General features: G+C 72.8%; 10 protein-coding genes. 5 read left to right on the top strand and 5 right to left on the bottom strand.

Features of this window, described 5'->3' with window-relative positions:
- The first annotated feature begins 115 nt into the window (after nt 1-115).
- The 4 genes from BDW27_RS18510 (at nt 116) to BDW27_RS18495 (ending at nt 4,886) form a co-directional block, all read left to right on the top strand.
- Nucleotides 116-1,510, top strand: a complete 1,395-nt coding sequence (locus BDW27_RS18510) for a hypothetical protein (RefSeq protein ID WP_110050585.1) — start codon at nt 116-118, stop codon at nt 1,508-1,510.
- A gap of 112 nt (nt 1,511-1,622) precedes the next feature.
- Nucleotides 1,623-2,012 (top strand): DUF2267 domain-containing protein, encoded by a 390-nt coding sequence (locus BDW27_RS18505; RefSeq protein ID WP_110050583.1) that lies wholly within the window; start codon nt 1,623-1,625, stop codon nt 2,010-2,012.
- Between the two features lie 173 nt (nt 2,013-2,185).
- Nucleotides 2,186-3,568: an NAD-dependent succinate-semialdehyde dehydrogenase gene (locus BDW27_RS18500; RefSeq protein ID WP_110050581.1), complete on the top strand. Its 1,383-nt coding sequence runs from the start codon at nt 2,186-2,188 to the stop codon at nt 3,566-3,568.
- Between the two features lie 259 nt (nt 3,569-3,827).
- Entirely contained in the window at nt 3,828-4,886 is a 1,059-nt protein-coding gene (locus BDW27_RS18495; protein WP_370446533.1) for a methyltransferase, read from the top strand.
- A 33-nt stretch (nt 4,887-4,919) separates the two neighbouring features.
- Here the strand turns inward: BDW27_RS18495 and BDW27_RS18490 are convergent, their stop codons facing one another.
- From BDW27_RS18490 to BDW27_RS18480, 3 genes are read right to left on the bottom strand one after another with little or no spacing between them, the layout of a single operon-like run.
- Nucleotides 4,920-5,648 carry a tRNA-dependent cyclodipeptide synthase gene (locus BDW27_RS18490; protein WP_233515809.1) on the bottom strand — a complete coding sequence of 243 codons (729 nt, stop codon included), beginning with the start codon at nt 5,646-5,648 and terminating at the stop codon, nt 4,920-4,922.
- Nucleotides 5,632-5,949, bottom strand: a complete 318-nt coding sequence (locus BDW27_RS18485) for a DUF6092 family protein (RefSeq protein ID WP_026129216.1) — start codon at nt 5,947-5,949, stop codon at nt 5,632-5,634. The genes BDW27_RS18490 and BDW27_RS18485 overlap by 17 nt, the downstream gene beginning before the upstream one ends.
- A complete protein-coding gene (locus BDW27_RS18480; RefSeq protein WP_017544373.1) occupies nt 5,930-6,487 on the bottom strand; it encodes a nitroreductase family protein in 558 nt (185 codons plus the stop codon). Before BDW27_RS18480 ends, BDW27_RS18485 begins: the two co-directional genes overlap by 20 nt.
- Nucleotides 6,488-6,611: 124 nt before the next feature.
- On the opposite strand from BDW27_RS18480, the gene BDW27_RS18475 reads away from it, so the two are divergent.
- Complete coding sequence (locus tag BDW27_RS18475) at nt 6,612-7,661, top strand: acetylserotonin O-methyltransferase (protein WP_233515808.1); 1,050 nt, start codon at nt 6,612-6,614, stop codon at nt 7,659-7,661.
- A 309-nt stretch (nt 7,662-7,970) separates the two neighbouring features.
- Here BDW27_RS18475 and BDW27_RS18470 read toward each other — a convergent pair whose 3' ends face one another.
- Both BDW27_RS18470 and BDW27_RS18465 read right to left on the bottom strand, forming a co-directional pair.
- On the bottom strand, nt 7,971-11,255 hold the full coding sequence (locus BDW27_RS18470) for a right-handed parallel beta-helix repeat-containing protein (protein WP_110050579.1): 3,285 nt from the start codon (nt 11,253-11,255) through the stop codon (nt 7,971-7,973).
- Nucleotides 11,256-11,347: 92 nt separating this feature from the next.
- Nucleotides 11,348-12,994, bottom strand: a complete 1,647-nt coding sequence (locus BDW27_RS18465) for a hypothetical protein (protein ID WP_110050577.1) — start codon at nt 12,992-12,994, stop codon at nt 11,348-11,350.
- Nucleotides 12,995-13,051 lie beyond the last annotated feature (57 nt).

Here is a 13,051-nt window from a genome sequence, read left to right as displayed (position 1 = left end):
CGCCGACCCCCCGGTGTGTCCGCTCGGAGCCGCTCCGAACAGGGGTTTCCTCCGGCCTCGGCGACACGCCCCGGAGCAACCGGTTCAGGAAGCAGGCCTGACCTACGGTGACGACGTGACGCAGCCCGAACTCCACAGGAAGGTCCGGGACGGGGTCGACGCGCGCCGTTCCGAGTTCCGCGCCGACGCGCTGGTGGCCGCCCTGGCCGTGCTCCTCTTCGCGACCGCCTCGGTGGTCGGCACCTGGATCGAGAGCGCCCACGGCGTCCTGTACGTGGCCTGGCCACCGCTGTACGCGACGTGGCTCCCCCATGTGGGGCCCGGCACGGTGCCCGCCCTGGCCCTGGCCCTCGTGGTGGTCCTCCACGGCCCCTCGGTGGCGCGTGCCCTGCCCTGGCGGCCCCTGGTGTGGTCGGTCTGGGGCGTGTCCGTGCTGTGGACCACGGCTCTGGCGCTCGTCGACGGCTGGCGGCGCGGCATAGCCGACCGTCTCCTGTCGCCGTACGAGTACCTGGCGTCGGTGGACCGCTTCCACGACGTGGGAGCCGCTCTGAGCACGTTCACCCAGCACATCCTGGTGGGGCAGCCGGACAACTGGCCCACGCACGTGGCGGGGCACCCGCCGGGCGCGGTCCTGACGTTCGTCGCGCTGGACCGGATCGGTCTGGGCGGCGGGGCGTGGGCGGGGATCTGGTGCGTCGTGGTCGGCGCCTCCGCCGGGGCGGCGGTCCTGGTGGCCATGCGCGCGCTCGGAGCCGAGGCGGCGGCCCGCCGGGCGGCTCCGTTCCTGGTTCTGGTGCCCGCCGCCGTCTGGGTGGGGGTCTCCGCCGACGGCTACTTCGCGGCGGTCACCGCGTGGGGGCTCGCCCTCCTCGCTGTGGCGTCCTCGCCTCGGGCCCGCGCGCCGCGCTCCACCGCGCTGGTGTCGGGCGTGCTCCTGGGGTGGTCGGTGTACCTGTCGTACGGGCTCGTGCTCATCGGCGTCCTCGCGGTGACCGTGCTCCTGTGCGCACGGACCGCGCGCCCCCTCCCCTACGCGCTGGCGGGCGCCCTGGCGGTGGCCGCCGCCTTCACGGCGTCGGGTTTCTGGTGGTGGGAGGGGTACCAGCTGCTCGTGGAGCGCTACTACCAGGGGGTGGCTGCGGTCCGGCCCTACGGCTACTGGGTCTGGGCGAACCTGGCCACCGTGTGCCTGACGGCCGGGCTGGCTGCCGTGGTGGGGGCGCGCCGTGCCCTGGCGCGGGTGCCGGACGCGGTGCGTGGACTGCGCCGGGCGCCCTCGAGGGAGGACGCGGTGACGGCCCTGCTGGTGACCGCCGCTCTCTGCGCGGTGGCTGCCGCCACCCTGTCGGGGATGAGCAAGGGCGAGACCGAGCGCATCTGGCTGCCGTTCGTGTTGTGGCTCGTTCCCGCCACCGCCCTCCTTCCGGTGAGCCACCACAGGGCCTGGCTCGCCGTCCAGGCGGGCACGGCGCTGTCGGTCAACCACCTGCTCCTCACCGGCTGGTGAACACGGGCTCGGACCTCCATCGGTTCGTGTCTCCCGGCGTTCGTGATTGGCGCGGGCACACTCGGGCAGGCTCCTCCCCAAGGCACCCGACGTCGTTCGACGAGGAGGAAGGATGCGCTACGACGAGTTCCTGGCGGAGGTCCGTGACGCGGGAGAGTACGAGGACCAGCGCGAGGCCGAGCAGGTGACGCGCGCGGTGTTCTCGGTCCTGGCGCAGCGGTTGCCCGGGACCAGCCTGGACCACCTGGCCGCGCAGATCCCGGAACCGCTGGACGAGGCCCTCCGGCCCGAGGACCAGCTGGAGGCGGAGCCGTTCGGTGTCGAGGAGTTCCACAGCCGCGTGGCCGAGGAGACCGGGGCCCGGCCCCTGACCGCCCAGCAGGACTCCGGCGCGGTGCTCAGCACCGTGGCCAAGGCGGTGTCGGGCGGCGAACTCAACCAGTTGCTGAGCCACCTGCCCGCCGGGTACGCCGTCATGTTCGGCAAACCCGAGCTGGCCTGAGCTCGGCTTTCGACGGCGAGCCGAACCGCAAAACCACCACAAAGCCACAAAAGGCATGTTTCGGACTCCCCTTCGAACGAGCAGGGTCCCTACGAGACCGAACCCGTGCGGAGCGCGGCGCGCTCCTCGAAGGCCCGGCCCCCGCTGGCCGGGGCCCGGACGGAGGGAACACCATGGCCTACGCGACCACGAACCCCTACACGAACGAGACCCTGGCGACCTTCGCCGAGATCGGGGACGAGGAGCTGGACCGTGCCATCGGCACCGCCCAGGCCACCTTCGAGTCGTGGCGCACGAGGTCCTTCGACGAGCGCGCGCAGGTGGTGAAGCGCGCCGCCCAGATCCTTCGTGATCGACCCGACGACTTCGCCCGGCTCCTCACTCTGGAGATGGGAAAGCTCTTCGGGGAGAGCCGCGGCGAGGTCGACCTCGCCGCCTCGATCCTGGACTACTACGCCGACAACGCGGAGGAGTTCCTCGCCCCCGAGAGGGTGGCGACCGAGGACCCGCAGGCGGGGGAGGCCGTGGTCGTCAGCGACCCGATCGGGGTGCTGTTCGGTGTGCAGCCCTGGAACTTCCCCTACTACCAGCTGGCGCGGTTCGCCGCTCCCAACCTCATGGCCGGGAACGTCGTGATGGTCAAGCACGCCTCGATCGTCCCGCAGTCGGCGGCGGCCTTCGAGTCGCTGTTCAGGGAGGCCGGAGCGCCCGAGGGCGCCTACACCAACGTCTACGCCAACAAGGACCAGGTCACCCGGGCGATCCGGGACCCGCGCGTGCGCGGCGTCGCCCTCACCGGCAGCGAGGGGGCGGGCGCCAGCGTCGCGGCCCAGGCGGGCGAGGAGCTGAAGAAGAGCACCCTGGAGCTCGGGGGGAGCGACGCCCTCATCGTGCTGGGCGACGCCGACCTCGACGTCAGCGTCGAGCGCGCGCTCTGGGGTCGGCTCAACAACGCCGGGCAGAGCTGTGTCGCCGCGAAGCGGATCATCGTCGTCGAGGAGGTGGCGGACGAGTTCCTGCGTCGGTTCTCCGAGGGTTTCGCGCGGTTGAGGGCGGGCGACCCGTTCGACTCCGCGACGACCCTGCCACCGCTCTCGTCGCAGAGCGCCGCGGACGACCTCCAGGAACTCGTGGACGAGGCCGAGGAGCACGGCGCGACGGTGGTCACCCCGGGCGATCCCGTGCCCGAGGAGGGCGCGTTCGCGCAGCCGAGGATCATCACCGGCCTCACCAGGGACAACCCGGTCTACGACAAGGAGTTCTTCGGCCCCGTCGCCCTCTTCTTCCGAGCGGAGGACGAGGAGGACGCGGTACGGATCGCCAACGACTCCACGTTCGGACTGGGCGGATCGGTGTTCACCGAGGACATCGCCCGCGGGGCGGAGATCGCCCGGCGCATCGACACCGGCATGGTCTTCGTGAACCACCCGACCTGGACCCGGCCGTCCCTGCCCTTCGGCGGCACCAAGAGGTCCGGCTACGGGGAGGAGCTCTCCGCCGCGGGCATCCAGGAGTTCGTCAACAAGAAGCTCATCAACGTGATGCCGACCGGCTAGGCGGTCGGGCCCACGGGGCCGTACCGGTCGGGGCGGGGTGACCCGGCCCCGACCCGGTGAGTTCCCGCCTGGCCAGCGCGAGCACGTCGATCCGCTCGGGGGTCGTGGAGATCCGTGACGGCGACCCGGACGCCACGGGCGGCGAACGGAGGCAGAGGGGTGCGGCCCGGCGCCGCTCCCCGAAAACCCCACGGGACACCCCCGCCACCTGGCATCGTCACTTCCTGTGACTGACATTCGGACGAGGGGCGGGGCCGCGGTGCGCGAGGGAGACGGTGTGCTGGTCGACGTGGGGCGAGTGGACGGGGCCGCCATCCCGCCGGAGAGGACGGAGGCGCCCCTGTCGGGGCTCGTGTCCTCGGCCATGCTGATCCACGCGGTCTCGGCGGTGGTCGAACTGGGCGTCGTGGAGGCGCTGGCGGACGGGCCCCGCCCGGTCGCCGACCTGGCACGGGAGGTCGGTGTACCCGAGGAGCGCCTGCTCGTCGTCCTGCGGGCGGTGACGGCGACGGAACTCCTGGCACAGACCGCGCCCGGGGTGTTCGCGCTCAGCCCCGCCGGGAACCACCTGCGCGCCGACGACCCCCTGGGCCTGCGCGACCTCTTCCGCATGTGCACCTACGGGGACCTCTTCCAGGCGTGGACGAGGCTGGGCGATTCGGTGGGCTCGGGCCGCACGGCGTTCGAGATCCACACCGGCAGCCACCTCTTCGACTACCTGGGTGAGAACCGGGACGCGGCGGAGGTGTTCAACCGGGCGATGAACGCCTCCACACCCGCCGGGACCCTGCTGGACGCGGCCGACCTCGCCGGTGCCGGGACCGTGGTGGACCTCGGCGGCGGGGAGGGCGCCACGCTCGCCGCCGTCCTGCGGGCCCGTCCCGAGGCGACGGGGGTCCTCTTCGACCTCCCGGAGGTGGTGGCCGGCGCCCCCCGGCTGCTGCGTGAGGAGGGGGTCGCCGACCGGTGTTCGGTGGTGGGCGGCAGCTTCTTCGAGGGGGTTCCCGAGGGGGCGGACGTCTACGTCATGGCCCGGGTGATGCAGAACTGGTCCGATCGGGACGCGGTCCGCATCCTGGCCAACGTCCGCGCGGCGATGACGGCGGAGTCGCGGCTGCTGATCGTGGGTCACCTCCCCGAGCGAGACCGCCCTGGGGCGTTCGTCGAGGCCATCGGCCTGAGCATGTTCGTGCTCTATGGGGCGGCGCCGCGTTCGTCGGAGGAGTACGAGGAGCTCTTCGCGGAGGTCGGACTGGCCCTGCACTCGGTGCACCGGGTGCCGGACGGGGAGTCGGTGATGGACGTGCGCCCCGCCTGACCCGTGGGGCGGGGTCTCCCCCGCCCCGTTGGTCTACCTCGGCCTCAGGACGAGGTGCCCCTGGCCGGGTTGGAGGCAGGACGTGTCCCCCTCCAGCTCGACCAGGAGCGGCAGCAGTTCGTGGTAGCAGCACACCGACGAGGGCACTCCCAGTACCTCGGGGGTGCTGAGCAGGTAGGGCAGTTCGGCGCGCAGGTAGGACAACCCCGCCGCGAAGCGGGCCTCCGGCGCCCCGGGCCCACCGCCGACGATCTGCCGGACGTGCTCCTCGCACGCTCGCCGCATCCTCGGGTTCTCGGCGAGCTCCCGGTCGATCCGGTCCAGGGCCGACCGGTACCCCGGCAGGTCGACCGTCTCCGACAGGGCCAGGGCCCGGACCCTCGCGGGTACGCGGGGGGCCGCCTCCATCGCGCGCCGCACACGGCGCCGCACGTCCCGCAGCGCGCGGGTGGTCCGCCTCGCGGCCTGCGCCTCGTCGTCTCCCGACGCCAGATACATGGTGTCGAGGTGCAGGTCCGTGTAGAGCAGGTCCACTGCGGCGAACCGCCAGCCCGTCCAGGTCAGGAGCTGGGTGAGCCGCTGCTGGCTGAAGTAGCTGTTCCCGGCGCTGACCCCGATGAGCGCGTGGTCGCCGCGCTCCAACAGGCGTTGGCAGGCCGGGGTGAAGCAGCTCGCGTCGAACACCTCCCCCGCCGGCGGCCGGACCTCCCGGCCCGGGCCGGGCTCCTCGACGGGCAGCGTTGTCTCAGGCTGAAACGGCACCGGGCTCCTCCAGGGCTGCGGCGAGCCGGTCACACAGGTCGTCGAGCAGGACGTCCAGCTCCCGGTCGGCCATCGCCCCGCACATGACGTCGTCCATGCGCGCACGCAGGTCGGTGAGTTCCGGGCTGTCGGGAACCCCGATCCGGGACCGCAGGGAGAGGACGCGGCGGGCGGCGTCCAGGCAGCGGAGGGGCCCGTACGCGGCTGGTTCCTCCAGCAGCCCCCTCCCGCTGCTGAGCAGGTAGGCCGCGAGCAGGACCAGTTCCTCACCGACGCGGTCGTCATTCACCCCAGCACTCATGGCTGATCACCTCGTTCCGGCCGCGCCTCGGCGCGGCCTCGGGGGTTCGGTCCGGGTGCCCGATCGACACCAGGAGCAATGGCAGGAGATGGTCCGGAAGCCCGAGGAACCTGCTCACCGGGCCCTTGCGGAAACTGGCGGAGGGGCAGGCCCCGAGCCCGAGGGCGTGCGCCGCGAGCAGCAGGTTCTGCACGGCCATCGCCACGCAGAGCATGCCCTCGTCCCAGGCGCCGCCGCCCACCGCGCGGGAGCGGTCGAAGCAGGCCGCCACGACCAAGGGAGGGCGCTCGATGATGCCGGGCGAGAAGGCGTGGACCAGCTTCAGGGTGCGCGGGCGGCGAACGGTGACGAAGGCCCACGCCTGCTTGTTCGAGGCGGAGGGGGCCGCGAGCATGGCGTCCAGGAGGGGGGTCAGGAGGTCGTCCTCCACGGGTCTGTCACTGAAGGAGCGGACGACCGTCCTCGTGTTCAGGACGTGGAGCGCCTGTGAGGCCCGGCTCTCGGCGGAGGACCCCGGTTCTTCGGCCGCCACAGCCATACCCACTCTCTGTATTGGTTAAAATCCAGGGAGTAATATAGCGTGTCGACTGGCCTTTTGGAGGCCGTTGCGCCCCCCGGCCGACCACAGGTCGAGGGCAGTCGTCGAAAGGTCCCAGACACCTGTGTCCACTCCTCCCCTCTCCCTGGCGCACGGCGGTCCGACGCCGCTCAGCGGTCCAGCCGTGCACCTCTTCGAGCTGATCACGTCCAGCTGGGTGGCGGCCGCCGTCAGCGCCGCCGCCGAACTGGGTGTCGCCGACGTGATGTCCGGGGACCCGACACCCGTCGACGAGATCGCGAAGCTGGTCGAAGCCGACGCCGACGCCCTCCACCGGTTGCTGCGCGCCTGCGCCGACCTGGGCGTCGTCGAGGAACTGCCGGGGCGCAACTACGCGCTCACCGAACTCGGCCGCGCCCTGCGCTCGGACGCGCCCGACTCCATGCGGGGGTTCGCCCGTTGGCTGGGCAGCCCGGCGGAGCGCTCCACCATGGCCCACCTCGCCGACGCGGTGCGCGTGGGCGGTCCGGTGTTCGAGGCCGTCCACGGCGTCCCCGTCTGGGACTACATGCGCGCCAACCCCCGGTCCGCCTCGGTGTTCGACCAGGGCATGACCGACATCTCCTCGCAGCTCACCCGTTCCCTGGTGGACGAGTACGACTTCGGCGACAGCGAGTGCCTGATCGACGTCGGGGGCGGCCGGGGGCGGCTCCTGTCCCTGATCCTGGCGGCCAACCCGCATCTTCGGGGGGTGCTCTACGACCGGCCCGAAGTGGTCTCCCAGCTCGAACCCGCGCTGGGACGCGAGGGGGTGGCCGAGCGCTGCCGTGTCGCGTCCGGGAGCTTCCTCGATTCCGTGCCCGCCGGAGGCGACACCTACCTGCTCGCCAGCGTCATCCACAACTGGAACGACGCCGACACCGTCCGAATCCTCACCCACTGCCGCACGGCCATGACCGCCGAGGGCCGGGTCCTGCTCGCGGAGGTGCTGGTCCCTGAGCGGCCCGGACCCGCGCGGACGGCGAAGTTCATGGACCTCAGCATGCTGGTCCACTGCGACGGCAAGCAGCGGACCCGGTCCGAGTTCGCCGAGGTGGCCGAGCGCTCCGGTCTGCGGCTGAACCGCGTCGTCCCGGGCCTCGGGGTCAGCGTCGTGGAGCTGGTGCGCGCCTAGGGCGTGGCTTCTGGATGCTCTCGCCGGGCGGCGGAGCCGTCATCGATGCGAGCGGCCGCCCGGCGATCGCTCGCGGGCCGTGGAGCGAGACTGCCCCTCCCGCGCGCCGCCACGCGGGCACGGTGTCGCACAGCGGGGCCCCGCCCCGGCGTTGGCTGTCCGAGCCTCATCGGTGCGGAGAGAGGCAGCCGGGCGGTCACGCGGGGACACCGTGCCGCAGGCGTCCGTTGAGGGCGGTGGCGGACCACCGGAGGACGGTGGTGCCCACCCGGGCCGGTCGTGCACCGGCCGGATGGGCACCACCTCGCGTCACGGCACGTCGGCCGGGGTGAGCAGGGTCAGGTCGTCGCGGGTGGGGTCGGCCAGGGCGATGGTGCGTCCCGCCTGGCGGGTGATCATGCGCTCCAGGACCTGCCGCGCGTAGCGGGCGTTGCCGAAGGACTCCGTGCGCGGCACCCCGGAGAAGTGCTGACCGAGCGCGGCCACGGTCTCCTCCGGGACGGTGAACCCGCTGTCGGCGGCCATACGCCCCACGATGGTGACCAGTTCCTCGTCGGAGTAGTCCTCGAACCGCACGTTGTGGGAGAAACGCGAGGCCAGACCCGGGTTGGAGTCGAGGAAGCGCTGCATCTCCGCGTTGTACCCGGCGACGATCACGACCACCTCGTCCCGGTGGTCCTCCATGAGCTTGACCAGGGTGTCCACGGCCTCCTGACCGAAGTCGCCGTTGGCGGCCCCGGACGGGGTGAGGGTGTAGGCCTCGTCGATGAACAGCACGCCGCCGCGCGCCTTCTCGAAGGTCTCCAGGGTGAGCTGCGCGGTGTGACCGATGTAGCGCCCGACCAGGTCCGCGCGGGCCGCCTCCACCGTGTGGCCGGTGGGGAGCACGCCCAGGGCGCGCAGCAGCTGGCCGTAGAGCCGGGCCACGGTCGTCTTACCGGTACCGGGCGGGCCCGCGAAGACCAGGTGGTGGCTGAGGCTGGGCGCCGGCATGCCGATCGCCCGCCGCCGCTCGGCGGCGACCAGCACGTTGACGAGGTCGTTGACGGTGGACTTGACCTCGGACAGACCGGTCAGCGCGTCGAGCTGGGCGCGCAGGCCCGCGACGTCGTCCCCGCCGGGCCCGCCCGACTGCGCGGCGACGGCGCCGAGGTCGTCGGAGTTGAGCACGGTGAGTTCGGCGGGGTCTGCGGGCGGGTCCTCGCCCAGTCTGTGCGCCTGGCGGTCCACCATCTCCTCGAAGACCTTGCGGGCCTCGCGGCCGTTGCCGAACGCGGGCCCCTTGGGCAGTGCCTCGAAGTGCTGGAGCAGCAGCGGGCGCAGGTCCGGCGAGAGCGTGTACTGGTGGACGGCGCCGAGGCGCTCGACGATGCTCACCAGCTCCTCGGCCTGGTAGTTGGGGAACGTGACGGTTCGAGCGAAACGCGAGGCCAGACCGGGGTTCGAGGACAGGAAGCCGTCCATCTCGGCCGCGTATCCGGCGACGATGACGACCACCTCGTCGCGGTGGTCCTCCATCAGCTTGACCAGGGTGTCGATGGCCTCCTGGCCGAAACCGCCGTTGTCCTCGGAGGAGAGCGTGTACGCCTCGTCGACGAACAGCACCCCGCCCCGGGCCTTCTCAAACACCTCGGTGGTCTTGATGGCGGTGGCGCCGACGTACTGGCCGACCAGGTCCGCGCGGGCGGCCTCGACGACGTGCCCGTAGCGCAGCACGTCGAGGTCGGCCAGGACCCTTCCGTAGAGCCGGGCCACGGTCGTCTTACCGGTTCCGGGAGGACCGGCGAAGACCAGGTGCCGGGCGACGGGTGGAGAGGGCAGGCCCATCTCGGCCCGGTGCCGGGCCATCTTGTTGCGGTTGATGAGGGTCGTGACCTCGTCCTTGACGCTCTCCAGGCCGATGAGGGCCTGGAGTTCGGCCAGCGGGCCGCGCTCCTCGTCGTCGTCCTCCTCGTCCTCGGAGGACGTTCCCGGCGTGGTCTCGGCGACGGCGTCGGGCCCGTACAGGTCCTCCGCGTTGTTGCCCTCGCTGACCAGCGAGTTGGCCTGGACGTTTCCTCCGGCGACGGTCTGGCGCAGTCCGGCCCGGGCGTTCGCGCGCACGGTGCAGCCCTCGAGGACGACGTCCTCGCTGCTGCCGACGAGGACCCCGTCGCCGCCGTTGCCGACCAGTTCGCAGGAGCGCAGCACGGCGCGGGCGCCCGCCGCCACCAGGACGCCGTTGCGGGTGTTCTCGTGCGAGCGCACGCGCAGCGCGGTGATCTCCCCCTCGGAGTGCGCGGCAACGCCGTCGCCGCCGCACTCGGAGGCCTCGCTGTCGCGCAGGTCGAGCACGGCGCCGCCGGTGGCGGCGAGCCCGTTCTCGCGGGCGCCGATGACCCGCACCCCGCTCAGGGAGGCGCGCGCTCCGGCCGCCGCGTACACGCCGGTCCGGCGCGAGCGGGTGACCTCGAAGTCCTCCACGCGTCCGCCGCCGCCCTCCCAGCGCACGCCGTGGCTCCGGGATCCGGTGACGGTGCCGTTGCGGAGGAAGGGCGCCGCCCCGGAGAGGATCTCGACACCGGGCCCCGCCGTGCGTCCCACGTTGACGCGGTCGAACTCGGCGGTGGAGTCCTCGGTGACGTGGATTCCGGCGGCCTCCGTGCCGTGCACGGTCAGACCGCTGAAGGTGGTGGAGGAACGGCCGGTGACGCTGACACCCTCCGCGCCCGCGTCCCGGACCTCGCAGTCCCGGAGGTGTCCTCTTGCTTTGTCCTCGGCCAGGATGCCCACGCCGCCGCTGCCGGTGACGCGGACCCGCTCCACGCGGGGGTCGGTCCCGGCGCGCAGGACCAGGCCGCGGCCCGCCGCCTTCTCGACGACGAGGTCGCTGACCGTCACGGGGGACCGGGTCGAGATCACGACGCCGTCGTCGGCGACCCCGCTCACGCGCAGGTCGCTCAGGCCCGTGGCCGCGTGCTCGTCGACCACCACGGCGGCCTTGGCCGTTCCCGATACCGTGCAGTCGCTGATGTGCCCGGCGCCGCTGCCCGCCGCGTAGACGCCGTTGGCGCCCGCGTCGCGGATGGTGCACCGGCGTACCTCGGGGGCACCCTTGTCGTTGATGACGACACCGCTGGTGCCGACGTCCTCGATGACGCAGTCCTCGATGACGCTGGTCTGGGGGGAGGTGACGACGATGCCCGCCCCCGCGCTGCACCGCACGGTGCAGCCCCGGAGCGCCAGGGCTCCCTCGCCCCGGGCGAGGACGGCCGCCCAGGCGGCCCCCTCCACCTCGCAGTCGGCGAGTTCGACCTGACCGGCGGCGGCGTCCACGACCGGGGCTTCCGAGTCGCGGCCGCGCAGGACGAGGCCGGTGAGTTTGACCGCCTCGGCCACCGAGGTGACGGCGGTGCCCGAGGAGCAGAGGATCTCGACGGTTCCGGGGCCCTCGGCCGCCATCAGCGTCACCACGCGTGAGAGCACGAGTTGTTCGTCGTAGCGTCCGGGGGCCAGTGACAGTACGGCGCCGTCACTGGCGCCGGCGAGGGCTTCGCCGATGGTGCGGAACTCGGCTCCGCCGGTGGGGTCGACCGCGCGCACGTGACGGTTCATCGCCTGTCGTCTTCCTTTCTGTGCCCGCGGGCCGGTGAGGCCCGCGGGCTTGTCCAACTGCCGGTACGGGGTTACCGGCGGCTACTCTCCCGTCAGCGGCACTCGGCCTCGACCACCGACAGCGGGAGCTGCGGGGCCTCGCCGCCTTCGGGGATGGGGCCCCTGTTGCGTGCGCGCAGCGTGAACGAGTCCCCGACGTCCTGGAGCTCGGTCAGGGCCCAGTAACGGCCGTCGTCGGGCTGGGTGACCTCGAAACCGCCGCGGAAGGAACCGCCGGCGTTCTCGCCGTCGAACAGCTCGTAGTGGGTGGGGACGCCGTTCGCCCACAGCGGGTCGGGGCCGTTCTGCACGAGGATCTTGACCGTGCAGGTCGAACCGGCGCCGCCGGGCCAGAACGTCCACTCCGCGGAGGTGTTGCCACCGTCGGGGTCGCCGCTCACGGCCATGACATCGTAGCCGTCGTCACATCCGGCCCCGTCGTAGCCCGCGGGCCCCGAGCGCCAGACGCCGTCACCGTGGATCTGGTAGCGGGTCCCCTCGGAGTCGCAGCCGGGACCGGCGACCGCGCGGAACGGCTCGGGTTCGGGTTCGGGCTCCGGCTCGGGCTCGGGTTCCGGCTCGGGTTCCGGCTCGGGAGCCGACTGGGGCTCCACTTCCTCGGCGGACCGGGGCTCGGGAGCGGACGTGGAACGCTGCTCCTCCGCCTCGACACCCTCGCTGAGCGGCTCCAGGCTCTGCCCGGTCTGGGCGCTGAGCGGCTCGGACCCCGCACCATCGGACGCGTCGCCCTCGGTGTCGTCGCCCTCGGTGTCGGCCTTGGAGCCGTCGCCCTTGGAGTCGTCCTCAGTGTCCTCTTCGGACCCCTTGCCCTTGCCGGACTCGGGCTCCTCGGACTTCTCCGTGTCCTCCTCGCCCTTGCTGTTGCGCTCGGTGAGCAGGGTCTCCAGCAGCGAGCCCTTCTCGACGGTCACGCCCTGGGGTTCGCCGACGCCGTCGCCGCCCCCGCCGGTGCCGTCGCCGCCGCGCTCGCCGCCGTCCTCGTCGTCATCCTCGGTCACTCCCGCGACCGGGGCGCCCGCAGGACCACCGGACGAGGGGTCCACGGGGCGTTCGGGCAGGCCTCCGCCGCCCGATCCCCCGGGGGCGCCCGCACCGGCCGAGGCCGGGTCCGGGACGGCACCGGGGTCCGCCCCGGTGTCCGCACCGGGGAGGACGGGGGCGTTCGGCTGCACCTCGGGCACGTATCCCTGGACGCCCGTCCCCGAGGCGGAGGCGGACGCGGAGGCACTGGACGGGTCCGCGAAGCTGCCGGAGGCGAGGTCGGTCTGGAGCGGCGCACCGGCCTGGTGTTCCTTGGCCGCGGAGAGGCCGAACGGGGCGGCGACGAGCATCAGACCGGCGATGGCCGCGACCGCGAGGGTCGGACGACCCGGGCGGTAGCGCTCTTCGGCCTTCTCAGTGCCCTCGGCGTTCCGGGCGGCGCCGCCGCGCAGCGCCAGCGCCGCGAGCAGTGCGTTGCGGCCGCGTTCGGTGTCGGCCTTGGCCTCGACCGCTTCGGAGGTGGCCGCGGCCGGTACGGGGGCGGGGGTTGGAGCGGGGTGCGGCGCGGTCTGGCCTGGGCCGCGCTCGGACGGGGCCCCGATGGCGTCCCGGGCCGTGGCCTGGGGCACCTCCCCCGTCGAGCTCAGCACGGGCCCCGTGCGGTGGGGACCGCGCGGTGCCTCGGTGTTGTCGGTCATTCTTCGTTCTTCCTTTCGGAAACCGGAAGGTCCTCCGGCGTATCGGGGGCGGCCGCG

The sequence above is a fragment of the Nocardiopsis sp. L17-MgMaSL7 genome (assembly GCF_003182025.1).
In the GTDB taxonomy this organism is placed as follows: Bacteria; Actinomycetota; Actinomycetes; order Streptosporangiales; family Streptosporangiaceae; genus Nocardiopsis; species Nocardiopsis prasina.
This window is presented reverse-complemented; position numbering and strand designations above follow the sequence as displayed.